The sequence below is a fragment of the Streptomyces sp. CC208A genome (assembly GCF_030010625.1).
GTDB lineage: Bacteria > Actinomycetota > Actinomycetes > Streptomycetales > Streptomycetaceae > Streptomyces.
In genome coordinates this window covers 46066-70066 of sequence record NZ_JASCXN010000033.1, presented here as the reverse complement: position 1 = coordinate 70066, position 24001 = coordinate 46066, and the positions used below count along the sequence as shown (strand labels likewise).

Sequence of the window (24001 nt, the reverse complement as noted above, 5' to 3'; positions counted from 1 at the left end):
GCGCGTGCTCAGGCGGCCGACGGCAGCAGACGGTTCCCGTCCTGCTCGCGCAGGACGGCGCACACATCGCGCAGCGCCGTCTCCAGGCGGCCGATCTCCTCGTCCGTCAGCAGCAGCGACGGTTCAAAACGGAGGGTGTTCACCGCGCTCGCCGTCGGGAACGTGCGGATCCGGTGCTCCCGCAGCAGATAGCCGGCTATCGCGTAGCCGAGGAAGCCGGCGGCCGACAGCTCCCGGAGGACGGGCGACGGGGAGTCCGCCTGGTCGGCGAAGTCCAGGCCCAGCATGAGGCCCTTGCCGCGGACCTCCCTGAGCACCGTGGGGAAGGCGCCGAGGACCGAGGTGAGCGCCCCGGCGAGCGCCCGGCCGCGCTCGGCGGCGATCCGGTAGGCCCGGCCGTCCTCGGCCTCCAGCATCCCGAGGACCTGGAGCGCGATGTGGCAGGAGAAGCTGTCCTTGGCGAAGGTCGAGCTGTGCACGAGCTCGAACTCCCGGCGGTAGCGGGCCTCCCGGACGAGCATCACCGCGGACTTGGCGATCCCGCCGCCGAGGCTCTTCGCGAGGGCGTAGTAGTCGCCCTTCAGGCCGATGGCGGAGCTGGCGAGGAACGTGCCGGTCCTGCCCATGCCGCACTGGATCTCGTCTATGACGACCGGGCAGTCGATCGCGGCGCACACCTCCTGGATCTCCCGCGCGAACGCCTCGGACAGCACGTTGATGCCGCCCTCGCCCTGGATCGGTTCGACGAGGAAGGCGCAGAACACCGGGTACTCGCGCTCCACGACGTCCACGACCCCGTCCGCGATCACCGGGTCGAGCAGCGTGCCGCGCTCGTTCTCGACCGTCTTCCGCAGCTCCTCCGGCCGGTCGAGGGGGACGAAGCGGGCCTGTGCGGCGAGCGAGGAGAAGGGGGTGCGGTAGCCGGCGTTGTGGGTGAGCTGGACGCTGCCGACGAGCTTCCCGTGGAACGAGCCTTCGAGCGTCAGGAAGAGCGGCGGCCTGGACCGCTGTTCGGCGTTGTGCCGGGCGATGCCGGCCAGCAGCCGCTCCACGTCGTGGGCGCCGTCGGCGGAGTCGTCGAGTCCGAGCCGGGCGAGGGCGCCTCCGGCGATCACCGCGGTGCCGGACGCGGCCGTCTCGCGTACGGCGGCGGCATGGGTCTCGATCTCGTCGACGAGCGCGGCGGCGCGCGCCCCGCGGTCCAGCTCGGCGTGCTTGACGGCGGCTTCGATCGCCTCCGCGCCGCTGTTGGCGAAGATCGCGAAGTACGGTTCGTCGTCGCCGAGTTCACGGTGGACGATCCGGTTGAGTTCCGTGGCGACCCGGTTCGCGTAGGGGTGGCGGGAGAACTGCGCGTGCGTCGGGGTCCCCTCGTCGAGGAGCTGCTTCGCGCGGGCGGTGAGGGCGGGGTGGTTGTGGCCGAACATCAGGGAGCCGTAGCCGCCGGCGTAGTCGAGGACGGCGATCTCGCGGCCGTCGGCGTCGAGCCGGTAGAGCGTGTTCCCTTCGGAGCGCACGTACTCGACGTCGAGCCCCACGGTGGAGAGAACCTCCCGCAGATGCGGCTCCGCGAGCTCGAGTTCGGTGGAGTCGGAGGCAGAATTCATGACGCCCTCTTTTCCGGTCCTACGGTGTCGGAGTGGACGCGCCGAGGCGGCCCCGCCGGCGCACCGAAGAATTGAATCCAATCCCGGTCATGCTCCGGTCATCGACGGCCGCTCTCGGGCGATCGGCACCGAATTACCCCGTGATGAGAAGGCGCCGAAGCCTTTCGGCTACGTTGGGGGCGTTCCGCTTTTCCATTTCCGGAAGACCGGAAACTATTCCATGATGAGTTATTCGAGGGGGATGGTGTGAATTCCTTGCCCGTTCAGACGGAACCGGTCCCGGGCATACGAGAACCGCGCCCGGTGACGCCTCAGGAACTGCGCAGCACCATGTCCCAGTTCGCGACGGGCGTCGTGGTCCTCACCGTCGGAGGCGCCCACCTCCACGGGATGACCGCCAACGCGTTCACGTCCGTGTCGCTCGACCCTCCGTCCGTCCTGTGCTGCATCGCCCACAGCGCGGTGATGCACGACGCCATCTCCGGCGCGGGCGCCTTCGGGGTGTCGATCATGGACGTCGAACAGGAGGGCCTGGCCCGGTTCTTCGCGGACAAGAAGCGGCCCCTGGGGCCCGCCCAGTTCGAGGGCGTGGACTGGGTGCCAGGACCGGCGACCGGATCGCCGCTGCTCGCGGGGGCGCTGGCCTGGCTGGAGTGCGAGCTCTCGGAGGGCTACGGCTCCGGTGACCACTCCGTGTTCATCGGCGGCGTGGTGAGCGCGAGCCGCAGCGAGAAGGGCGGTGACGGTCTGCTCTACTTCGACGGCGGCTACCACCGCCTGGCGCGCGCCCCCCGGTAGTCGACCGGCCCCGCCCGGAAAAGAACCCGGCCCATGTGCCGCCGGCTGACGCCGGCCGGTACACGGGCCGTTCCTCTTCGCGCGTACGGCTACGCGGACTCGGGCAGCAGCGAGCCGGCCACCGGCCGGTCGACGGCCATCAGCCAGCGGCCGTCCTCCACCCGGCGCAGCACGTCGGTGCAGCGTCCCTCCAGGTGGACGGGCTCACCGTCGGGGCCGGTGCTGTCGATGCTGAACTCCACGCCGATCAGGGCCACGTCGCCGGCGACGTACGAGTGCGTGACCCGCGCCTCCAGCGTGGGCTTGGCCGAGAGGAACTCCTTGAACCACCGCAGCCGCTCGGCGCCGGTGAGCGGGCTGCCGGAGAAGTTCGATATCGCGTCCTCGCGGTAGAGGCGGTCGAAGAGCTCGCCGTCACCGGCGTTGAAGACCTGCAGGAAGATGTCGTTCTGGGTCTCGGTGTCGGAGGTCAGGTCCGGCTTGTCGGGGTCGATGTGGACGGTCATGGCGGATCGGTCTCCACTCTCGCTTGGTTGACTGGTGCTTGCTCGACCGGTCGAGGACCGGCTGGGTCGAAGGACCGGCGGGATCAGAGGAAGTCGGTCTCCGGCTCAAGACCGAGCAGCACCCGGCCCTGCAGCTCCAGGTTCGCGTTGACCTGCACGAGGGCGTGCAGCGAGAAGCCCTGGATGTCCCGGTGGAAACGCTGGAAGGGCACGCCGCGCTGGATGACGCTGCCGCCGCTGGCGGTGTACAGCAGCTCCACCGCCTCCTTCGCGAGCTGGGCGGCGAAGTTGGCCTGGCCGCGGACGACGGCCTTCTCCTCCAGCGTCGGCTGCTCGCCGGCGTCGGCGCGCTCCTGGAGGAGCTTCAGCCACACCTCGGCCATGCTCTCGGCCGCGGTGATCTTGTTGGCGGCGGTGGCGACCTGGACCTGCGTCAGCGGGTGCCGGCTCTGGTCCTCCCACTGCGTGTAGGTGATGCCGCGTCCGGGCAGCCGCTCCAGGAAGAGCTCGTACGCGCCCCGGGCGATGCCGATGAACACCGCCGCGCACTCGGCCATCACGAAGCTCAGCAGACCGTAGTTGCGGCCGGTGGCACCGGTGTTGGAACGGTCGCCGGTGGCGCTGAACATCACCTCCTCGAAGGTGACGACGTGATGGGCCGGGACGAACACGTCCTCGATGGTGGTGGTGCAGCTGCCGGTGGCGGCGCCCGCGGAGACGTGCCAGTCGTCGGCGATGGTCATCTCGGACATCGGGACGATGGCCATCACCTCTTCGCTGCTGCCGTCGGGGTGCTCCAGCATCGCGGCGGTGAAGTTCCAGTCCGCCCCGCGGCAGCCCGTGTTGAAGCGCCAGGTGCCGCTGATGCGGTAGCCGCCTTCGACGGGGACGACCTTGCCGGTGGGGGCGAAGGCGCTGGAGATGCGGACGTCGCCGCCGGCGAAGATCTCCTCCTGGGCGCGGTCGGGGTAGAGCGTGGCCGTCCAGGCGCTGGTCGTCCAGACCATGGTGACCCAGCCGGTGGACGGGCAGCCGCGGGAGATCTCGGCGATGACCCTCGCCTGGTCGGCGAGGCTGAGGTCCAGGCCGCCGAACCTCTCGGGGGTGGCCATGCGGAAGACGCCGGCCTTTTCGAGGAGTTCGATGTTCTCGTCCAGGATCCAGCGCTGGTCCTCGGACTTCTCACCGTTCTCGCGAAGCGTCGGGACGATCGCCCGTACCGCTTCCAGGACGGACTCCACCTTGGTGTTCGTGGCCATGTACGGGCCCTCTCTCTTCCAGGACGATGACGGTGAAAGGCTGTTGGCGGAAATGCGGGTCTTGCTCGCGGACCGTGCTCGCGGACCGTGTCGGGGCGGCGGTGTCAGAGGGACAGCGCCTGGCCGGCGGCCCTGAAGCCGGACTCGATCGCGCCGTCGATGTAGCCGCTCCAGCCGTCGGCGATGTCGCTGCCCGCGAAGACGACACGGCCGTGCGGCTGCTGAACCGCCGGATAGAGCGAGGTCAGCTGGCCGGGCTTGCGGAAGGTCCAGCCACCGCGCGCGTACCGGTCGTTGCCCCAGTCCTGCACCCGGACGTCGATGACCTCGATGTCCGGGCCGAGGAGCCGTACCGCCCTGCGGACGGCGGCCCGGTCGGTCGCGTCGAAGGACGGGTCGACGCTGAAGCCGATGAACAGCTGACTGCCGTCGGGCAGCAGCTGGTCCGGTATCAGCAGGGACATCGGGGAGCCCTCGGCGCCCTGGGCGTAGCAGCGGCCCGCCGAACCGCGGGCGTGGATCCACAGCTTGGTGGCGTGGGCGACGGCGAGCCCCTGCGCGGACGCGGTGGCCTGCGCCCGCGGGAGGCCCGGCCGGAAGGCGATGGTCCGCCACATGTTGGCGGGGATCGCCATCACCACGGTCCCGGCGTGGAAGACCCGGCCGGAGACCGTGGTGACCGCTGCCCGGCCGTGGTACTGGTCGACGGCGGCGACGGGCGAGCCGAGCAGCAGGGCGGGCGGGCAGTCGTCGAGCATGGCCTTCAGGAGCCGGTACGTGCCGTTCTCGACGCGCCGGCTGTTGGTGCTGTTCCAGCCCTCGTTGCTCCAGCCGGCGAGGGCCCACCGCTGGGCAAGCGCGGTCAGCGCGCCCTCGGCGCTGGAGCCGCCCGAGAGGGTCCCGGTCTGCCCGCTGACGAGCAGCTCGTCGGCCGGGGAGAGCCGCATCCGGTCCAGGCGGTCGCGGAGCGAGAGCCCGTCCAGGTCGCGCAGGAGATCGGCGCGGTGCAGCGGCTCGTAGGGGCGCTCGAAGTACTCGCGCGAGCCGTCGAAGATCGGCGCGTACACCTCCCCCATCCGGCCGAAGCCCTCCTCGACCCCGAACTCCCTGGGGCCGTCCGGGGTGGGGAAGAAGGTGCGCTCGGGCGGGGTGTCCGCGACGAGCGGGATGCCGTAGCGCTCGAGCTCCCGGGCGACGTACGGCTGGATCGTCGGCTCGACCCAGGTGCCGCCGATCTCGACCCGCCGGCCGGCGAAGGTGTCGGTCCAGGTGCGTCCGCCGATGCGGTTCCTGGCCTCCAGGACGAGGGTCCTGGCGCCCGCCGCCGCCAGCTCGCGGGCCGCGGTCACCCCGGCGAAGCCCGCGCCGACGACGATGGCGTCGTAACGGTCGTGGAAGTGGTCCTGGCCGGAGTCCTGCTCCGGCGTCGTGGCGCGGGCCTCCGGGGCCGCGCCGATTCCGACGAGCGCGGCGGCGGCGGCCGCGGCCGATGCGACGACGCTCCGCCGCGACGCCCCCCTGCCCCGCTCTCCCGCTGCCGTCTCGTCCCTGGTGTTCATCGCCGCATACCCCCTGGCGGTCGTCGTCCGTCGTCGTGCGATCGGGGAAGGGCCCTGCCGCTGTGGTGCGGCAGGGCCACCGGCGCGGCGGCTCAGACGCCGTCGCCGTACGGGTCGTCGATGGCGTAGCGCCACGTGCCCCGGTCGTCGCGGCGCAGCACGTCGACCCCGACACCGGTGAGGAGCTCGGGCTCCCCGTCGTCGTCGGTGGTGGCGATCGACCAGTCGACGATCAGAAGCGCGGTGTCCCCGGTCACGTAGGAGTGCCGGGTCTTCGCCCGCATCTTCGGCTTCCGGGTGAGGAACTCCTCCACGGACGCGCGGCGCTCGTCGCCGGTGAGGGGCTTGCCGGGCTCCCAGACCGCGACAGCCTCGCTCGTGTACATGGAGTTGACGGCGTCGGCGTCCCCGGAATTGAAAGCCTGGACATAGCGCTCGGTGTGCTCTTCCACTTCACGGGCGAGTTCACGGCTGTCGATTACGGCCATCGGGATACCGCTCCTTTCCAGTCGGGTGTGCGGATGCGGAATGGACGGGCGTGGTGCTGTGTGGCCAGAAGGTATCCGGGCAGGGCTCATCCCCCGTTCATCCAGGGGAATTACCGGGCCATGACTCCGCCTTGAGTCGCGGCGGCGATGCTGCGGGGGTGAAGAGCGAATGGTTCAGGTGCTACGTCCCGGCGTCCGAGAACGCGGCCCGGCTGATCTGCTTTCCGCACGCGGGCGGGGCGGCGAGCGCGTACGTCACGCTGGCCAGGGCGCTCGCCCCGGACATCGAGGTGGTGTCCGTGCAGTACCCGGGCCGTCAGGACCGCCGGCGCGAACCGGCCGTCACGGATCTGCGCCTGCTGGCCGGTCTGGTCACGGAGGCGATCGGCGAGCCGGACCGGCCGTACGCGCTCTTCGGGCACAGCATGGGGGCGATCGTCGCCCACGAGACGGCGCGTCTGCTCGCGCGGCGGCCGGTGCCGGCGCCGCTGCGGCTCTTCCTCTCGGGGCGCGGCGCTCCCTCGCCCCTGCGACGCGAAGCAGGGCCGCGCGACGACGCGGCCCTGCTCACGGAGATCCGGCGGCTCGGCGGCACGGACAGCGCCCTGCTCGACGATCCCGAGCTGCTGGAGCTGGCGATGCCGGTGCTACGGGCCGACTACGCGGCGCTCGGCCGCTACCACTGGACGGGGGGCCCGCCGCTGGCCAGCCCGCTGAGCGTCCTCATCGGCGCGGACGACCCGCTGGTCACCGTCGGCCAGGCGGCGGCCTGGCGGGAACACACCACGGCCTCGTTCGAGCTGAAGGTCTTCCCCGGCGGCCACTTCTACCTCGGCGACGCGACGGACGAAGTGGCCGACGTGGTCTCGTCCGCGCTCACCGCCCGGGTCGCCTGAACACCTCCACCAGGCTGGCGAAGCTGTCCTCGCCGTGACCGGCCGCGATCGCGCGCTCGGTGAGCGCCTTGACGAGCCGGGGCAGCCCGCTGTCGATGCCGCCCTGCTCGCTGGCGTGGATGACGTGGTCCATGGCCGCGGTCTGGGTCCGCAGGGTGGCGTCGGCCGGGTAGCGGCCGGTGTCGATCTGGTCCGCGTACGCGGTGAGGTAGCCGCTGACGGTCTCCAGCCACCGGTTGCCCACCCGGGTGAAGACCGCCGCGTCCACGTTCTCCGTGCCGACGAGGGCCGTGGCGTGGACGAAGCCGGCCATGGTCGACCACATGAGCCCGAGCAGGGCCACGTCGTAGACCGAGGCGAGACCGGCGTCGGTGTCCAGGTAGGCCGTGCCGCCGCCCAGCGCCCCGAGCGTCTCCCGGTGGACCTCGTAGGCGTCGTACACCCCGCTGTAGAGCAGTACGGTGCCGGGTTCGCCGATCCCCTGGGGCACGGACATGACGGCGCCGTCGAGGTACCCGATGCCGTGCTCCGCGGCCCAGCGCGCCTCGGCGCGGGCCTGTTCCGGGGTGCCCGAGGTCAGGTTGACCAGGGTGCGGCCCGCGAGCTCGCCGGTGAGCGGGCCGAGGACGGAGCGGACGGCCTCGTACGTCGACAGGCAGACCAGTACGAGGGGGGCGGCGGTGACCGCCTCGGCCGCCGTGCCCGCCGCCGACGCCCCGTGGGCGGCGAGGTCGTCGGCCTTCTCCGGCGACCGGTTCCAGACCGTCGTGGGGTGTCCCTGCTTGAGCAGGGCACGGGCGAGGGCCTGCCCCATCAGGCCGAGGCCGAGGACCGTCACCGGGGCGTGCGTGGCGTCGTGTTCCGTGTTCATGTGCTCTCGTTCTTTCCTGTTCCGCTGTGCCGCGCCGCGCTGCGCCGCACTCACGGACGATGCTTCCGTCCGCCTCCGGAAGGGAAAAGAGGAATTCTTGACGGGATCCACAAAATTACCGCCGTAAAAAAATCCGGATCATATGCGGATCACATCATTACTCGAATATGAGTCCGGGATGTGCCCCCGATGGTTCGATTTCGGTGCAGCGAGCGCCGCCAAGGAGGCACCGTGAGAAGTCCCTCTCACCCCGACCCGGGACCGGCCATGAGTTCCGTGTTCATCGGCCGGCATTTCGCCGAAGCACTCACCGAAGGGCTCCGCCGCGCCGCGCCCTTCCACGGCGCGCCGAGAAGAACCGGACCGGCCCCGGTACGGAGACCGACCCCGGCGTCCGCCCTGCTCCGGGAGCACGCCGAGTCGATCCTCCACGAGTTCGCGACGGCACTGCCCCTCTCCCTGGACCGGCCGGACGGCCCCGACCGACACCTCTGCTCCGCCTTCCTCGCCCGGGCCCGCCACGCCCTCGAAACGGCGGCGGACCCGCTCCCCGCCGAGCCGCCGCCCCGCGGTCCGGCGCGGGAACCGGGCCTCACCCCTCACCAGGAGCTCATAGCGGCCACCCTCCTCATCGAATGCGCCGCCCGCCGCCTCCCCGCCGGCCCGCCGGGCGAGGAGGCGGTACGGGCCCTGGGCCGGGCGATACGGGGGCATGCGGACCACTGGACCCAAGCGTCGCCGGACGGCATCAAGGACACGTAAACATTGCCGGGGACCGGCAATGCGAGCGGGCCCTCCCCGGTGAAACGATCCTCTGGACGGCGGACAGGAAGCGGCAGTCGAAGGAGCGGGGACATGGTCTGGTTTCTCGGTCTCGGCATTGTCGGTCTGCTGCTGCTCGTCCTGAGCCTGGTCTTCGGCGGGGTCCTCGAAGGACTCCTCGACGGCTTCGGGGGGCTGGACGGGGTCCTGTCGCTGCCTGTGGTCGCCGGGTTCCTTTCGGCACTCGGCTTCACGGGGGCGCTCGTGCTCGGCACGAGCGGCACGGGGGTGGGGGTCGCCACCGGTGCGGGCGTGGTCGCGGGGTGCGGCGTGGGCTGGCTGACCTGGAGGTTCAGCCGGGTCCTGCTGCACGACGCGACCGCGCCCGCACCGCGCGGTGAGGACCTGACCGGCAGCTCCGGCTCCGTGGTCACCGCCGTACCGGCGGACGGCTACGGCGAGGTCCTGCTGTATCTGGGCGGCCAGCCCGTGAAGTACGCGGCCAAGGCGTCCGGGCCCGTCCCGCGCGGCACCGAGGTGTGGGTCGAGTCGGTCCTCTCGTCCACGTCCGTCCACGTCCGTCCGGTCGAACGCTGACCGCAGCCGCTTTTTTCGTCTCCGCTCCTCCCCTTGAGTCCTGATCGAAGGAGGGTTCGCCATGAGCCCTGTTCTCACCGCCGTGGTGGGCATCGTCGTCCTGCTCGTCCTGCTCGGCCTCGTGGTCGTCACCCGCTACAAGGTCGCGGGCCCGAGCGAGGCGTTCATCATCACCGGCCGGCGCGGCAAGAAGGCCACCGATCCGGCGACCGGCCGCGTCTACACGGACAACAGCGGCCAGAAGGTCGTCGTCGGCGGCGGGGTCTTCGTCGTGCCGTTCGTGCAGCAGAAGTTCACCCTCGACCTCTCCAGCCGGCACATCCCGGTCGCCGTGCGCGGCGCCGTCACCCTGCGCGGCGTGAAGGCCAACCTGGAGGGCGTCGCCATCGTCAAGGTCGGCGGCACCGAGGACTCCATCCGCGCCGCCGCCCAGCGCTTCCTGATGCAGCAGGACGGCATCGTCGGCTTCACCCAGGAGGTGCTCTCCGGCGCGCTGCGGTCGATCGTCGGCCGGATGTCCGTCGAGGACATTATCCGCGACCGGGCCGCCTTCGCCGGGCAGGTCGCCGAGGAGGCCGAGGCGAGCCTCTCCGGGCAGGGCCTCGTCCTCGACGCCTTCCAGATCCAGGACATCACCACCGAGGGCTCCTACCTGGAGGACCTCGGCCGGCCCGAGGCCGCCCGCGCCAAGCAGGAGGCCGACATCGCCGAGGCCGAGGCCCGGCGCGCCGCCGAGCAGGCCCGGCTGAAGGCCGAGGAGGAGATCGCGGTCGCCCAGCGGACGCTCTACCTGAAGCAGGCCGAGATCAAGGCGCAGACCGACGAGGCCGCCGCCCAGGCCAACGCCGCGGGACCGCTCGCCGAGGCCGCCCGCCAGCAGGAGATCCTCACCGAGCAGGAGAAGGTCGCCGCCCGGCAGGCCGCCCTGACCGACCGCCAGCTCGACACCGAGGTCCGCAAGCCCGCCGACGCCAGGCGGTACGAGGCCGAGCAGCAGGCCGAGGCGCAGCGCACCGCCCGGGTGAAGCAGGCCGAGGGCGAGCGGATGGCGGCCATCGCGGCGGCCGAGGCCGAGGCCGAGCGGGCCCGGCTCACCGGTGAGGGCGAGAAGCAGCGCCGCCAGGCCCTCGCCGAGGCCGAGGCCATCGAGGGCGCCAAGCGCGGTGAGGCCGAGCGGGCCCTGCGCGCCGCCATCGCGGAGGCCGTCCGCCTCGAAGGCGACGCGGAGGCCGCAGCCATCGCGGCGAAGGGCTCCGCCGAGGCCGAGGCCATGCACAAGCGGGCCGACGCCTTCGAGCGGTACGGCGAGGCGGCCGTGCTCCAGATGCTGGTCGAGGTCCTGCCGCAGGTCGTCGCGAAGGCGGCGGAGCCCCTCTCCGCCATCGACAAGATGACCGTCATCTCCACCGACGGCGCCGGGAAGCTGCCCCGCGCGGTCGCGGACAACGTGACGCAGGGCATCGAACTCCTCGGCTCCACCACGGGAGTCGACCTGGCGGGCCTCCTCCAGAGCCTCACCGCCAAGGCCGTCCCCACGGCCCCGGCGGTCCCGTCCCCCTCGGCGAACGGGAAGGTCGAGATCACCGACTGAGCGAGGACGAGGGCGGCCCCGTCCCCAGCCGTGACAGGCAGGGGACGGGGCCGAACTGTTGTCCACAGACAGGGAGTCGGCGTGTCGGGGCTACTGCTGCTGCACGGGGCCGGGGGAAGCGCCGAGGGGCACTTCGGGGAGATCGAGAGGCGCCTGGAGGACCGGTTCCGCTGCGTACGGGGGAGTTGCCGTCCCGGGGCGGGGCCGGGGTCGACGAGGCCGTGGACGGTCTGGCGGCCGCCGCGGACGCCGCCGGGGCCGGGACCTCCGCCGTCTGCGGGTACTCGCTCGGCGCCCCGCCGGCCGTACGGCTCGCGGTGCGGCACCCCGAGCGGGTCACCGCCCTGGTGCTGACCGCGCCGTTCGCGTACCCCGACCACCGGACGCGCCTGGCCGTCTCCCTGTGGCGGGAGCTGTACGCGACGGGGCAGCGCCGGCTGCCGGCCGAGCACCTGGCCCTCAACGGCCTCGGCGGGACGTTTCTCGACAGGACCGCCCCCACCTGCTGCGGGCCGCGCTGACGCTCGCGCCGGCGCTGCCGGCGGAGACCCCCGCCTATCTGGAGCTCGCCGGGCTCGTCGACGTACGGGAGGACCTGGGGCGCCTCGCGGTGCCGACGCTCGTCGTCGTCACCGCCGAGGACCCGCTCGTCGCCCCCGCCGTCCCCCGAGCTCTCGGCTTCGCTCGAGCAGGGAGGTACCCCCAGCGCGCGCTCGCCGCCGTCCCCGGCGCCCGGAGCGTCGAACTCGCCACCGGGCACCTGCCGTTCTGGGAGGACCCCAAGGGCTGGGCGGACGTGGTCGAGGACTTCCTGACGGCCGGGACTTCCTGACGGCCTGAACCGGAAAAGGCGTCAGATGATCGGCGGGCGGCCCAGGCGCGTCATGCGCAGCACCGTCGACCAGCGCATCGGGCGGCGCGGCCCCGCCGGCGCCCGCAGGCCCTCCGCGAAGCCCGCGAACCAGGCGCGCAGGCCCCTGACCGAGCGGGTGCGGGCGACCGTCAGGAGGACCCAGACCGCCAGGTAGAGCGGGACCAGCGGGGCCGGGAGGTTCCGCTTGGCCAGCCACACCCGGTTGCGGGCGGTCATCCGGTAGTAGACGTCGTGCCGGGCCGGGCTGGTCTTCGGGTGCTGGAGCAGCAGTCCGGGCTCGTACCGGATCCGCCAGCCCGCGTCGAGGGCCCGCCAGGCGAGGTCGGTCTCCTCGTGCGCGAAGAAGAACTCCTCCGGCCAGCCGCCGATCCGGTCGAGCATCGGCATCGACAGGCCGTGGCCGCCGCCGAGGAAGGTGGTCACCTCGCCGCCGCGCATCGGGTCCTTCGCGCCGAGCCGGGGGATGTGCCGGCGCTGGGTCTCGCCGGTCTCGTCGGCGATCCGGAAGGAGACGACACCGAGCTTCGGCTCGGTCTCGTACAGGTCGGCCAGGCGGCGGAAGACGTCGGTGTCGACCAGCAGGCCGTCGTCGTCGAGGTCGACCAGGACGTCCACGTCGCCGAAGGAACGGAGGGTGTCGATGGCCACGTTCCGCCCGCCGGTCACGCCCCGGTTCTCGGGCAGCTCCACGCCGGTGACGCCCTCGGGGAGCGCGGGCAGCGAACCGGTGCCGTTGCCGACCACGACGATCCGGGCGGCGGGCTCGTCCTGCTTCGCCACCGAGTCGAGCAGCGCGCCCAGCTCGGCGGGGCGGGTGCCCATCGTCAGTACCGCCACGCCCACTCGCGGTCGCGCCACGGTCCACTCCGTTCCAGATCGGGGTCGGGTCTCGCACAAGGGCCGACGACCGCCGGCCCCGCGGCATCCATTGTTCACCCTCCGGGAACCCGGAAGGAACCGGGACGGAACCCGGAGGGAACCCGGACCGGCCCCGGAGGGAACCCGGACGCCCCGCGAGCGGGATCCGCAGGACCTCGTCCGCCTCCGCCGGAACCCCCGGAGCCCTTCCGTACGTCCGTGCGTACGACGGGGGTTCCGCTCCGGTTCCGCTCCGGTTCCGCTTCGGGGGGAGCGCGGCGAGACCGCGCGGGCGGCGGCTCTACCCTGGTCCTCTGCCGTCAAATGATCGCTTGTCGAAAGGGCGTCCCCTGGTGCTGGTCGCGGACCGATATCGGCTGCACGGGTGTATCGGCCGTGGTGGCATGGGCGAGGTGTGGCAGGGCACCGACGAGGTCCTCGGCAGGCCCGTCGCCGTGAAGCTGATGCTGGCGCAGTCCACCGACCCGGCGGGCGCGGACCGCTTCCGCCTGGAGGCGCAGACCGCCGCCCGGCTCAGCCACCCGCACGTCGTCGGCGTCTTCGACTTCGGCACCTGGGACGGCAAGCTCTTCCTGGTGATGGAGCTGGTCGAGGGCGACAGCCTCGCCTCGTCCCCCGCCCAGCCCCTGGTCCTGCCCGCCGAGCGGGTCGCCGTGGTCGCCGCGCACGCCGCCGCCGGGCTCGCCGCCGCCCACCGGCAGGGCGTGGTGCACCGCGACATCAAGCCCGGCAACCTGCTCATGGACGCCCAGGGCACGGTCAAGCTGGCCGACTTCGGCATCGCCCGCTTCGTCGACGACCCCTCCGCCGGTCTGACGACCACCGGGCAGATCGTCGGCACCGGCCTCTACCTGGCCCCCGAGCGGGCCCTCGGCAAGCCGGCCTCGCCCGCCTCCGACGTGTACTCGCTGGGCTGCGTCCTCTACCAGCTGCTCACCGGGCACCCGCCGTTCCGCGCGGACACCGCGACCGCCCTGCTGTACCAGCACATCGACAGCGCGCCGACGCCGCCGAGCCGGCTCGGGGTGGTCCTCACGCCCGCCTTCGAGGCGTACCTGCTGAGCCTGCTCGCCAAGCAGCCGGAGCAGCGCCCGCCCGCACAGGCCATCGCCGACTGGTTCGGCTCCGGCGCCTGGCGGGAGTACGCGCCCCGCCCCGCGGCGCCCGCCATGCCCCCGGCCGCGCCCGCCATGCCCCCCGCCGGGGGGCCCGTGCCCGGCCACGCCGGGCCCGGGTCCGGAGCCGTACCGGGCGCGCCGGTGCGCACCCCGCCCCCGCCGGCCGCCGGGCCCGCCCCCCGCGTGCCCTCCCCCGGGCCGGGGTCGGGGCCCCTGTCCGCGCCCACGTCCGTCTCCGCCCCGCCCGCCGGGACGGGGCGGCGGCGGGCTCCCGAGCCGCGGGGCGGCGGGTCCGCCGGGAACGCGCTCGCCGAGCTGTCCCGCCGCAGGCCGCGCAAGACGGCCGCCGTCGCCGGGGTCGTCGCCTTCGTCGTCTTCCTCTTCATCGGCATGGCCTGGCTCTCCTGAGCCGGCCCGCGCCGCTCTGTTCGCACCGCTCAGTACAGCCGGGGCGCCATGACGTGCGGCTCCCCGTCGCCCTCCGTGATCAGGAGGCAGCGGGGTACGCCCGGGCCCAGGGTGGCGCGCACGGCCACCTGGACCGGCGGGTCCGTCGGCAGCTCGACGGGGACGGTCACCGGCCGGTCGCCGTGGGCCTTCTCGTACCCGGTCTCCTTGCCGTCGACCAGGACCTCGACCACGGGCCGCATGCCGGTCTCCACGGTCGCCGAGACCGAATGCCCCCGGTAGTCGATGTGGAAGTGGTGGCGTCGCCTCATGGGTCACCTCCGTCCCTCTCCAGGGTAGGGACGACCGCCCGCCCCCGCTCTCCGGGAGGGCCGGGGCCTCACCGCTCCCGGGACAGGGCGAACAGACCCCGCCGTGCCCCCTCCTCGTACGCCTCCCGCAGTTCCGGGTCGTCGAGCAGCTCCCGCAGCGCCTCGTCGCTGCGGTCCCGGGACGCCGTGCAGTACCGCCCCGGCTTGTAGGAGGTGTCGAAGACGGAGGCCCGCAACAGGTCGACGGCGCCCAGGAGATGGGCGGCCCGGTCGGGGCGGCCGGCGAGCAGCCGTATCCGGGCGAGGAGTTCTGCGGCGCAGGCGGCGCCGACCGAGGAGCCGAGCCGCAGGTGCTCGCGGAGCGCCCGGCGGGCGTGGTCGGCGGCGCGGTCCCACTCCCCGTCCCAGGCGAGGAGTTCGGCCCTGGCGTGGTCCGCCCAGGCGTCGGCGAAGACGTCGCGGCCCGCCCAGGTACGCCGTCCCGCCCCGCCGAGCTCCAGCCGGTCCAGCGCCTCCTGCGCGGCCTCCGGGTCGGTACGGCTGTAGCAGAGCGCGAGCGACGCCCAGCACGCCTCCTGGGTGGGGCCGAAGCCGGGGGCGTCCCCGAGCAGCTCCAGCGCCTGCCGGAACTCGTCCGCCGCCGCCCGGGTCCGGCCCTGGTGGAGGGCGATGGCGCCGCGGAGGTGGGCGAGGAGCCCCAGGCACCGCTCGTCCCCGTCCCGTACCGCGCCCGCCCACGCCTGGACGAGCAGCGGGTCGGCGTCCTCGGGGCGGCCCGACTCCAGCTCCAGGAAGGCGGCCAGCCACAGGGCGCGGGCGGGCGGCGGGCCCTGGTGCAGCGCGAGGGCGTGCCGCAGCCGGGTCCGCCCCTCGGCGGTCCGCCCGCAGGCCACCCACAGGAACCACAGCGAGACCGCGATCTCCAGCGCCGGACCGGCCTCGTCGCCGGGCGCGAGCTGCGCCGTCGTCGGGTCCATGGCGGCGGCCAGGTCGGGGAGTTCCCGCAGCGCCAGGTCGCGGGCGTCCAGCTGCCGGCCCCGCTGCCACCACTCCGCGGCCCGCCGGGCGACCTTCACGCACCACCTGCGGTGGTGCAGGACCACAAGACCGCGGTCGCCCCGGGCGGTGAGCCGCCGGGCCCCGACCGCCCGCATGGCGTGCGGCATCCAGTGGCGCGGCCCGCCGTCCTCCTCGTCGAACAGGTCGTCCACCGGCAGCAGCGCCCGGGGCGCGAGGCGGTCCAGGACGGCCTCCACGTCGACGCCGGCCAGCGCCCCGTACCCGCAGACCTCCCCGACCGCCCGCCGGTCGAAGGCGCCCTCGAAGACCGAGAGTCGCTCCCACAGCAGCCGCTCGGCGGGGCCGCAGGCCACGTACCCCTCCTCGGCGGCGGCGAGCTGTCCGGAGCCGACCGGTTCGCCCCACAGCACCTCGTAGCCGGGTGACTCCCCCGCCGCTCGCCCCATGGACCCCATCCCCGTACGTCCTCGTTCCCTGTGCCCCGGCCGTATACGTCGGGCCGTTCTCGTGGCCTTCCGGCGCGGATGCGGCTTGAATGCACGTGCCCCGGTTCCCCATCCTGAGGTTCCCCGGGGCCCACGAGCGCGGTTTTCCGGGGATCGGCCAGGGAGGGACATGCGGACCGGGGAATCCGTCCTGGGCGAGACGGACATGTCGCTGATCCACGCGCTCCAGATCCTGCCACGGGCGAGCTGGACCCAGCTCGCCGCCGTCCTGGGGGCGGGCCCCGACACCCTCGCCCGCCGCTGGGAGCACCTCACCGCCGGCGGCTACGCCTGGACCTCGCTGCTCGTCGCCCGGCACGGCGGCGGGCCCCCGCTGTACGCCTGGGTCGAGCTGGAGTGCACCGCGGGCACCACCGAGGCCACCGCGGCCGAGCTGTCCGGCGACCCCGGCACCCTCGGCGTCCACGCGGTGACCGGCGGCGCCGACCTGGTGCTCCTCCTGACCGCCCCGGACCTGCCCGCCCTCGACGCCTACGTCACCGGCCGGGTCCGCCGACTGCCCGGGGTGCTGCGGGCCCGCACCCAGGTCGTCACCCGGCTGCACAACCGTCCCTACCGCTCCCGGATCGAGCAGCTCGACCCCGCGCAGGCCCGGTTGCTCGCGGACGCCACCGCCCCGGAGCGCCGGGACCCGCCACGCGCGCGCGTGGTCCCCCAGGTGTCGGAGCTGGACCGGCGGCTCGTCGCGGAGCTGGCCGGAGACGCCCGCCGGAGCGCCGCCGAGCTGGCCAGGACGTGCGGCACGAGCGAGTCGACGGTACGGCGCCGGCTCGACGTCCTGACGGCGGGCGGCGCGCTCCACCACCACTGCCAGCCGGCGCCCCGCTTCTCCGGACGGCCGGTGTGGGCGATGGTGACGGCGCAGGTGGCGCCGCTGGACGAGCCGGTGACGGTGGCGGCCCTGACCCGGGTCCGCCGCACCCAGGTGATCACCTCGGTGACCGGCCCGCACAACCTGGTGGTGGCGATGTGGCTGGGCTCGGTCGAGGAGCTGCACGAGATCACCGCGGGCCTCGTCCGGGCCGCCCCTGCGCTGCGGATCACGGGGACGGCGGTCGGCCTGCGCACGTACAAGATCGGCGCGCAGGTCCTCGGCGCGGACGGCCGCCGGACCCACCACGTACGACCGGAGGCGTGAGCCGCCCGGCCCTCCCGGCACCTCCCCCGGACCCGCCCGGCCCCGGCTCTCCCAGCTCTCCCCGGCGCTCCCCGGCGCTCCCCAGCCCTCTTCGGCTCTCCCCGGCCCCTCCCGGCCGTCCCGGCCCCGGCCCTCCCCGGCCCTTCCGGCCCTCCCGGCCCTCTTCTCGACCCGCCCGGCCCCCGGCCTCCCCGGTCCCCTCAGCTCCCCCGGCCCTCTCAGCTCTCCCCGACCCGCCCGTTCCCAGCTCTCCCGGCCCTTCTCCCCGACCCTCCCGGCCCTCCCGGCCGGCCCGGCCAGCCCGGCCCCTCTCCCGGTCCCGCTCCCCGACCCGTCCGGCCCCCGGCTCCCCGGCTCTCCCGGCCTCCCCGGCCCTTCCGGGGGTCCGTGCGGCCGTGGTCTCCTGGGGGGCATGGAGTTCGCCGTGTTCGTGACGCTGCCCGGTCTGGTGATCCTGCTGACCGTGATCGCCTTCGCCGACCAGTTCCTGCGCATGACCGGCCGGGGGAAGCGCCGGGGCACGGTCTCCTCGACCGGCTTCGAGCAGCTGCACGCCACCTTCTCGCCCGGCAAGCAGAGCGAGCTGAAGGAGCGGCGGAGCGCGCTGCTGCTCCGCGACGACGAGGAGGACGGCGCGCCGCCGCACCGGACCACGGTGGACCTGGCGGGCGGGCGCGCGGTGGTCCGGCTCGGAGGGCCGGATACGCGGCCCTGAGGTGGATTCGGGTGCCCTCCTGAAGGGGCGGCGCGCCCGCCCCCGTACCGTGGTGGCGTGTACCGGTTCCTGAGGACCCCCCGCTGGTGGGGGATCAATCTCTTCGTCCTGCTGGCCATCCCGTTCTGCGTCTTCATGGGCACCTGGCAGCTGGGCAAGTTCGAGGATCGCGTCGACTCCCACCAGGAGGCCGAGCGGCGCCCGGCCGCGACCGCGACCGCCGCCGCGCCGCTGGCGTCGCTGCTGCCGGTGGACAAGGAGACCTCCGGCCGGGCCGCCGAGGCCCGCGGCCGGTACGGGGAGCAGTTCCTGGTGCCGGACCGCGAGCTGGACGGGCGGACCGGCGCGTACGTGCTGACGCTGCTGCGGACGGACGCGGGACGGTCGCTGCCGGTCGTCCGCGGCTGGCTGCCGGCGGGCGCCCAGGCCCCGGCCCCGCCGTCCGGCGAGGTGACGGTGGTGGGCGCGCTCCAGGCCTCGGAGAACCAGGGCACCAAGGGCGTGCGGACCGCGGGCGGGCTGCCCGAGGGGCAGCTCGGCATGATCAGCGCGGCCTCGCTCGTGAACGTGGTGGACGACGACGTGTACGACGCGTGGATCACGCTCGCCGAGTCGCCCGCCGGTCTCACGCCGGTCCCCGCGGCCGCGGCGGCGGGCACGGGCCTGGACGCGAAGGCCTTCCAGAACCTCGGCTACACGGCGGAGTGGTTCGTCTTCGCGGGCTTCGTCGTCTTCATGTGGTTCCGGCTGGTGCGCCGGGAGGCGGAGGCGGCCCGCGACGCGGCGCTGGGGCTCGCGGAGAGCTGAGGACGGTAGGACGAAGGGGCCGCGGGATCGAGCTGATCCCGCGGCCCCTTCGTCCTACGGCCCGCCTCGGTCCTTGAGGAGACCCCGGTCCTTGAGGAGACCTCAGTTCTTGAGGAGGCCCGTGCGGTAGACCGTGCCGGCGCAGGCACCGGACAGGACCGTGGTGACGGTGGGGTCGCCGGGCTCCGCGGTGTGGCTGACGGAGACGCTGCCCTGGAGCGGTTCGGCGCGCAGCAGCTGCGTGGTCACGCCACCCTCGGTGCCGGTCTCCTCGCTGTCGGTGCCGGTCCCGGTGCCGCCGCCGGCCTCGGTGCCGCCCGCGTCGGTGCCCTCGCCGCCGCCGCTGGCGGTGGGCGTGGGCTCGGTCGGGGCCGGAGGCGTCGGCTCGGTCGGCGTCGGCGTGGGCTCGGTCGGGGCCGGAGGCGTCGGCTCGGTCGGCGTCGGCGTGGTGGTCTCGCCGGACGGGCAGGTCCCGCTCGGCACCCAGGCGAACTTCACCTGGTACGAGCCGCCCGGTTCGAGCAGCACCGAGGAGGACTCCTGCGAGGGGTCGGGCAGGCCGGTCGCCGGGTCGCCGCTGCTGTGCCGCACGACGGCGATCCGGTTCGGGTCGGCGGAGCCGATGGTCGCGACGCCGACGAGGCCGTCGCCGTCGACCAGGCAGGCGTCGGAGGAGCCGTTGACGACGGTGAAGCCGCCGTAGACGACACCGGTGTCGTCGGGGCCGCTGCGGTACCCGCCCGCCGACCGGAGCGTGCCGGTGCCGCAGCGGGCCGCCCCGCCGTCGGTTCCTGCGGCGGGGCCCTTCCCGGTCCGGGTGCCGGAGGGTCCCGGGCGGTCCCCGCCCTTGGCGGCGTCCCGGGTGGGGGCGGTGGTGGGCGGGACCGTGGCGGACGGCGCCGTGGTGGCGGTGGGGCCCTCGGTCTCGGCCTCGGCGCCGGTGCCGCCCTGGGCCTCCTCGCCGTGGCCCGCGTTGACCGGGTGGGCGGCGGTGAGCCCCGGGGAGCCCGCGACGTGCACGAGGGCGGGGACCGCGGTGCCGACGAGGACCACGGCGGCCGCGGCGCCGATGAGCGCCTGCCGCTTGCGGGCGCGACGGGCCGGGACGGCGCGCCGCAGGTGGTCGAGGGCGTCCCCGGACGGTTCGAGCCCCGAGACGGCGCCATGGAACAGCTGCTTCAGCGCGAGCTCGTCCGCGCTGTCGCCCTCGCCGGGCTCGAAGTGCGTCATTCGTCGTCCACTCAGGTCGTCACGTCCGACGCGTCCCTGCTCGGTGACGCGTCCGCTGCGTTCGTCGGGGGCGGGGCGCTCCTCGGCCCCGTCCCGCTCGTCCGGCCTCCCGCCGTCCTCCCGCTCCCGGCTCACTGCTTCGCCCCCATGGCGACGCGGAGCGCGGCCATGCCCCGGGAGCCGTACGCCTTCACCGAGCCGAGGGAGATCCCGAGGGTCTCGGCGACCTGGACCTCCGTCATGTCGGCGAAGTAGCGCAGGACGAGGACCTCGCGCTGGCGGCGCTGGAGCCCCTTCATCGCCTTGATGAGGGCCTCGCGCTCCAGCTGGTCGTACGCCCCCTCCTCGGCGCTCGCCATGTCCGGCATCGGCTTGGACAGCAGCTTGAGGCCGAGGATGCGGCGGCGCAGCGCGGACCGGGAGAGGTTGACCACGGTCTGGCGCAGGTAGGCGAGGGTCTTCTCGGGGTCACGGACGCGCCGGCGGGCCGAGTGGACCCGGATGAACGCCTCCTGGACGACGTCCTCGCAGGAGGCGGTGTCGTCGAGGAGGAGGGCGGCGAGACCGAGGAGCGACCGGTAGTGGGCGCGGTACGTCTCGGTGAGGTGGTCGACGGTGGTGCCGGTGCCGGTGGCGGCGCCCTCGGCACTCGTGCGCGGCGCGGGGATGCCGCTGACTCCGCTCGCGCGGGACTCGGTGGGCACGACGGTGGTCACCGGCGGGCCGTCGAGCGGGCGCGGAGGTGCGCTCGGGCGCCCGAGCGGGCGGAAGAGCGCGGTGCCGCGTCCGGGCACGGCGCCGGGCGCCCGCAGGGGGAGCACGGCTGTGCCCGCCCCGCGGAGCGGGGAGAGCGCAGGGATGTCGAGTACGTCTGCCACGCCTGTTGGACTCGTGTTCCCCCGGGATGGTTGTACGCGTGCGCCGCCGTTCTCGGCGGTGAGCTGTTCGTCCTCATGCGTGACCGTTCTCCCCCGTTGCCCCGTATCCCCGTTCCTTCGCGTGCTCCGCGCCCTGTCCCTGGGTCGGCGCGGAGACGAGTCCCGCCCGACCACGAGGCGCGGCAAGGGGGGAGAGCATCGTCCGTCACCGCATCACCGCAGTTCAAGGGGGTTACGGGGCCGACTTGCTCACAGGTCGTTCACAGATGCTGCGAAGCCACCGCAATCGGATGCGACGACTTCCGGACGCGAGGACTCCCCGGACACGACGACCCCGCCCGGCCGCTGGCGAGCGGCCGGGCGGGGAGGGAACGCCGTGGGGCGCGGGGCGGGGCGGGTCAGCGCCCGGTGCCGCCGTAGACGACGGCCTCGTCCGAGTCGCTGTCCAGACCGAAGGCGGTGTGGACGGCGCGCACGGCCTCGTTGACGTCGTCGGCGCGGGTGACGACCGAGATGCGGATCTCGGAGGTCGAGATGAGCTCGATGTTGACGCCCGCGTCGGACAGCGCCTTGAAGAAGTCCGCGGTGACGCCCGGGTTGGTCTTCATGCCGGCGCCGACGAGAGAGATCTTGCCGATCTGGTCGTCGTAGCGCAGCGAGTCGAAGCCGATGACCGCCTTCGTCCGCTCCAGGGCGTCGATGGCCTTGCGGCCCTCGGCCTTGGGGAGGGTGAAGGAGATGTCGGTGAGACCGGTGGAGGCCGCCGACACGTTCTGCACGATCATGTCGATGTTGATCTCGGCGTCCGCGACGGCACGGAAGATGGCCGCGGCCTCGCCCGGCTTGTCCGGCACGCCGACGACGGTGATCTTCGCCTCGGAGGTGTCGTGGGCGACACCGGAGATGATGGCCTGCTCCACCTTGTCCCCTGTCGGTTCGTTGCTGACCCACGTGCCCTGGAGCCCCGAGAACGAGGACCGGACGTGGATCGGGATGTTGTAGCGGCGTGCGTACTCGACGCAGCGGTGCAGCAGCACCTTGGAGCCGGAGGCGGCGAGCTCCAGCATGTCCTCGAAGGAGATCCAGTCGATCTTCTTCGCCTTCTTCACCACGCGCGGGTCGGCGGTGAACACGCCGTCGACGTCGGTGTAGATCTCGCAGACCTCGGCGTCGAGCGCGGCGGCGAGCGCCACGGCCGTGGTGTCGGAGCCGCCGCGGCCGAGGGTGGTGATGTCCTTCTTGTCCTGGGACACGCCCTGGAAGCCGGCGACGATGGCGATGTTGCCCTCGTCGAGGGCGGTGCGGATGCGGCCCGGCGTGACATCGATGATGCGCGCTTTGTTGTGGACCGAGTCGGTGATGACACCCGCCTGGCTGCCGGTGAACGACTGGGCCTCGTGGCCCAGGTTTTTGATCGCCATGGCCAGCAGGGCCATGGAGATCCGCTCTCCGGCGGTCAGCAGCATGTCGAACTCACGTCCGGCAGGCATGGGAGAAACCTGCTCGGCGAGATCGATCAGCTCGTCCGTCGTGTCGCCCATCGCGGAGACCACGACGACCACCTGGTGGCCGTTCTTCTTGGCTTCCACGATCCGCTTGGCGACGCGCTTGATGCCCTCGGCATCGGCAACGGAGGAGCCTCCGTACTTCTGCACGACAAGGCCCACGTGCGCTCCTCGCTCGGTCGGTGCCACAGCCCGTGCTGCGGTCGGCTCAGTCTAACGAGCAGCCGAAAAACGCCGACCCGCTATCACATTCTGAGACCGGGTGCTCAAAGAATGATCAAAGAGGACCCCGAAACGGGCGGATTCCGGATCAGACGGGGTCCTGGATCAGACAGGATCCTGGATCAGACGGGATCCTGAAGCCCCTTGATCCCCTTCAGCCCCAGCGGTCCCGCGATCTCCCGGACCATCACCCGGCCCGCCTCCTCCGCGAGGTCGTCGTCGGTCAGGTCCTCGTCGGTGTCGAGGCCGTCCAGGGCGGCCAGCGGCTGGTCCAGGCGGACGTGGGCGACCAGGGACTGCAGGGCGCGGAGGGTGGCCGAGGCGGTCGGGCCCCAGTTGGAGAAGTACGAGAACTGCCACCACCACAGCGCCTCGGAGGTGCGGCCCGCGCGGTAGTGGGCGAGGCCGTGGCGGAGGTCGGTGACGATGTCCGCGAGGTTGTCGGAGATACGGGCCGGGACCGGCGCCTTGCGGGGCTCGTACGGGTCGAAGACCTCGGAGAAGACGTCCACCGGCTCCAGCATCGCCGCGAACCGCTCCCGCAGCTCGTCCGCGTCCGGCTCCGGGCCCGCGTCCGTCTCGTACCGCTCGTCCGGGAGGATGTCCTCGTGCGCCCCGAGACGGCCGCCCGCGAGGAGCAGCTGGGAGATCTCCAGGAGCAGGAAGGGCACCGCGCTGTCCGGCTCGTCGCCCTTGGCGACCTCGGTCGTGGCGACGATGAAGCTCTCGACGGAGTCGGCGATCTGGACGGCGAAGTCGCCGGGGTCCTGCGTGATGGAGTGCAGCGTGGGGTCAGACATCGAGGAGCCTCCCTGAGAGCTCGCCGGCACCGGCCCGGTCCTCCCGCGCCCGGTCGTCATACATCTAGCAGCCTCCGTCCCTCGAAGGCACGGCCGAGCGTCACCTCGTCGGCGTACTCCAGGTCGCCGCCGACCGGCAGCCCGCTCGCCAGGCGGGTGACCTTGAGCCCCATCGGCTTGATCATCCGCGCCAGGTACGTGGCGGTGGCCTCGCCCTCCAGGTTGGGGTCGGTCGCCAGGATCAGCTCGGTGACCTCCCCGTCCGCGAGACGGGCGAGCAGCTCCCTGATCCGCAGGTCGTCCGGGCCGACGCCCTCGATCGGGCTGATCGCGCCGCCGAGGACGTGGTACCGCCCCCGGAACTCGCGGGTCCGCTCGATCGCGACGACGTCCTTCGGCTCCTCGACCACGCAGATCACGGACGGGTCCCGGCGCGGGTCGCGGCAGATGTTGCACCGCTCCTGCTGCGCCACGTTCCCGCAGACCGCGCAGAACCGGACCTTCTCCTTGACCTCCAGGAGCGCGTGGGCGAGCCGGCGCACGTCCGTCGGCTCGGCCTGCAGGACGTGGAAGGCGATCCGCTGCGCGCTCTTGGGACCGACGCCGGGCAGCCTGCCCAGCTCGTCGATCAGGTCCTGGACCACGCCTTCGTACAA

The 24001-nt window shown here is 73.2% G+C and carries 25 protein-coding genes; 11 read left to right on the top strand and 14 right to left on the bottom strand.

From position 1 onward, the window contains the following. Positions 1-8: 8 nt before the first annotated feature. Positions 9-1607 carry an aminotransferase class III-fold pyridoxal phosphate-dependent enzyme gene (locus QK442_RS29135; RefSeq protein WP_282697078.1) on the bottom strand — a complete coding sequence of 533 codons (1599 nt, stop codon included), beginning with the start codon at positions 1605-1607 and terminating at the stop codon, positions 9-11. Positions 1608-1910: 303 nt separating this feature from the next. Here QK442_RS29135 and QK442_RS29130 point away from each other — a divergent pair, with 303 nt between their 5' ends. Beyond that, positions 1911-2405 carry a flavin reductase family protein gene (locus tag QK442_RS29130; protein WP_349239689.1) on the top strand — a complete coding sequence of 165 codons (495 nt, stop codon included), beginning with the start codon at positions 1911-1913 and terminating at the stop codon, positions 2403-2405. Between the two features lie 89 nt (positions 2406-2494). On the opposite strand, the gene QK442_RS29125 is transcribed toward QK442_RS29130, so the two are convergent. From QK442_RS29125 to QK442_RS29110, 4 genes are all read right to left on the bottom strand, one after another. Further along, a complete protein-coding gene (locus QK442_RS29125; protein ID WP_282697077.1) occupies positions 2495-2911 on the bottom strand; it encodes a nuclear transport factor 2 family protein in 417 nt (138 codons plus the stop codon). Between the two features lie 83 nt (positions 2912-2994). Then, positions 2995-4170 carry an acyl-CoA dehydrogenase family protein gene (locus tag QK442_RS29120; protein WP_282697076.1) on the bottom strand — a complete coding sequence of 392 codons (1176 nt, stop codon included), beginning with the start codon at positions 4168-4170 and terminating at the stop codon, positions 2995-2997. A 104-nt stretch (positions 4171-4274) separates the two neighbouring features. Further along, complete coding sequence (locus tag QK442_RS29115; RefSeq protein WP_282697075.1) at positions 4275-5729, bottom strand: NAD(P)/FAD-dependent oxidoreductase; 1455 nt, start codon at positions 5727-5729, stop codon at positions 4275-4277. A 92-nt stretch (positions 5730-5821) separates the two neighbouring features. Further along, positions 5822-6217, bottom strand: a complete 396-nt coding sequence (locus QK442_RS29110; RefSeq protein ID WP_282697074.1) for a nuclear transport factor 2 family protein — start codon at positions 6215-6217, stop codon at positions 5822-5824. Between the two features lie 158 nt (positions 6218-6375). Between QK442_RS29110 and QK442_RS29105 the strand changes: the two genes are divergently transcribed. Beyond that, the gene (locus QK442_RS29105) at positions 6376-7113 is read left to right on the top strand and encodes an alpha/beta fold hydrolase (RefSeq protein ID WP_282697073.1); all 738 of its coding nucleotides are present in this window, start codon (positions 6376-6378) and stop codon (positions 7111-7113) included. On the opposite strand, the gene QK442_RS29100 is transcribed toward QK442_RS29105, so the two are convergent. Further along, complete coding sequence (locus tag QK442_RS29100) at positions 7094-7984, bottom strand: NAD(P)-binding domain-containing protein (protein WP_282697072.1); 891 nt, start codon at positions 7982-7984, stop codon at positions 7094-7096. The genes QK442_RS29105 and QK442_RS29100 overlap by 20 nt on opposite strands. 267 nt (positions 7985-8251) lie before the next feature. On the opposite strand from QK442_RS29100, the gene QK442_RS29095 reads away from it, so the two are divergent. From QK442_RS29095 to QK442_RS29075, 5 genes are all read left to right on the top strand, one after another. Next, positions 8252-8746, top strand: a complete 495-nt coding sequence (locus QK442_RS29095) for a hypothetical protein (RefSeq protein ID WP_282697071.1) — start codon at positions 8252-8254, stop codon at positions 8744-8746. A gap of 93 nt (positions 8747-8839) precedes the next feature. Then, positions 8840-9343, top strand: coding sequence for a hypothetical protein (locus QK442_RS29090; RefSeq protein WP_282697070.1), 504 nt, complete (start codon positions 8840-8842; stop codon positions 9341-9343). 61 nt (positions 9344-9404) lie between these two features. Continuing rightward, positions 9405-10934 carry a flotillin family protein gene (locus QK442_RS29085; protein WP_282697069.1) on the top strand — a complete coding sequence of 510 codons (1530 nt, stop codon included), beginning with the start codon at positions 9405-9407 and terminating at the stop codon, positions 10932-10934. A gap of 185 nt (positions 10935-11119) precedes the next feature. Beyond that, positions 11120-11455 carry an alpha/beta fold hydrolase gene (locus QK442_RS29080; protein WP_282697068.1) on the top strand — a complete coding sequence of 112 codons (336 nt, stop codon included), beginning with the start codon at positions 11120-11122 and terminating at the stop codon, positions 11453-11455. Between the two features lie 89 nt (positions 11456-11544). Beyond that, on the top strand, positions 11545-11766 hold the full coding sequence (locus tag QK442_RS29075) for a hypothetical protein (protein ID WP_282697067.1): 222 nt from the start codon (positions 11545-11547) through the stop codon (positions 11764-11766). A 21-nt stretch (positions 11767-11787) separates the two neighbouring features. Here the strand turns inward: QK442_RS29075 and QK442_RS29070 are convergent, their stop codons facing one another. Further along, on the bottom strand, positions 11788-12666 hold the full coding sequence (locus QK442_RS29070) for a glycosyltransferase family 2 protein (RefSeq protein ID WP_282697066.1): 879 nt from the start codon (positions 12664-12666) through the stop codon (positions 11788-11790). 353 nt (positions 12667-13019) lie between these two features. On the opposite strand from QK442_RS29070, the gene QK442_RS29065 reads away from it, so the two are divergent. Further along, positions 13020-14213, top strand: coding sequence for a serine/threonine-protein kinase (locus tag QK442_RS29065; protein ID WP_282697065.1), 1194 nt, complete (start codon positions 13020-13022; stop codon positions 14211-14213). Between the two features lie 29 nt (positions 14214-14242). Here the strand turns inward: QK442_RS29065 and QK442_RS29060 are convergent, their stop codons facing one another. Then, complete coding sequence (locus tag QK442_RS29060; RefSeq protein WP_282697064.1) at positions 14243-14524, bottom strand: hypothetical protein; 282 nt, start codon at positions 14522-14524, stop codon at positions 14243-14245. A gap of 68 nt (positions 14525-14592) precedes the next feature. Beyond that, entirely contained in the window at positions 14593-15990 is a 1398-nt protein-coding gene (locus tag QK442_RS29055) for a tetratricopeptide repeat protein (protein WP_282697063.1), read from the bottom strand. Between the two features lie 169 nt (positions 15991-16159). Between QK442_RS29055 and QK442_RS29050 the strand changes: the two genes are divergently transcribed. From QK442_RS29050 to QK442_RS29040, 3 genes are all read left to right on the top strand, one after another. After that, entirely contained in the window at positions 16160-17188 is a 1029-nt protein-coding gene (locus tag QK442_RS29050; RefSeq protein ID WP_282697062.1) for an Lrp/AsnC family transcriptional regulator, read from the top strand. 412 nt (positions 17189-17600) lie between these two features. Beyond that, positions 17601-17903, top strand: coding sequence for a DUF6191 domain-containing protein (locus tag QK442_RS29045; RefSeq protein ID WP_282697061.1), 303 nt, complete (start codon positions 17601-17603; stop codon positions 17901-17903). Positions 17904-17960: 57 nt separating this feature from the next. Beyond that, a complete protein-coding gene (locus QK442_RS29040; protein ID WP_282697060.1) occupies positions 17961-18710 on the top strand; it encodes an SURF1 family protein in 750 nt (249 codons plus the stop codon). Positions 18711-18812: 102 nt separating this feature from the next. Here the strand turns inward: QK442_RS29040 and QK442_RS29035 are convergent, their stop codons facing one another. The 5 genes from QK442_RS29035 to recR all read right to left on the bottom strand — a co-directional run bounded on the left by QK442_RS29035 (position 18813) and on the right by recR (position 24001). Next, complete coding sequence (locus QK442_RS29035) at positions 18813-19940, bottom strand: hypothetical protein (protein WP_282697059.1); 1128 nt, start codon at positions 19938-19940, stop codon at positions 18813-18815. Positions 19941-20071: 131 nt separating this feature from the next. Then, on the bottom strand, positions 20072-20818 hold the full coding sequence (locus QK442_RS29030; protein WP_282697058.1) for a SigE family RNA polymerase sigma factor: 747 nt from the start codon (positions 20816-20818) through the stop codon (positions 20072-20074). Between the two features lie 398 nt (positions 20819-21216). Then, on the bottom strand, positions 21217-22485 hold the full coding sequence (locus QK442_RS29025) for an aspartate kinase (protein ID WP_282697057.1): 1269 nt from the start codon (positions 22483-22485) through the stop codon (positions 21217-21219). Between the two features lie 182 nt (positions 22486-22667). Next, entirely contained in the window at positions 22668-23345 is a 678-nt protein-coding gene (locus QK442_RS29020) for a DUF5063 domain-containing protein (protein ID WP_282697056.1), read from the bottom strand. A 56-nt stretch (positions 23346-23401) separates the two neighbouring features. After that, positions 23402-24001 (bottom strand): recombination mediator RecR, encoded by a 600-nt coding sequence (recR, locus tag QK442_RS29015; protein WP_282697055.1) that lies wholly within the window; start codon positions 23999-24001, stop codon positions 23402-23404.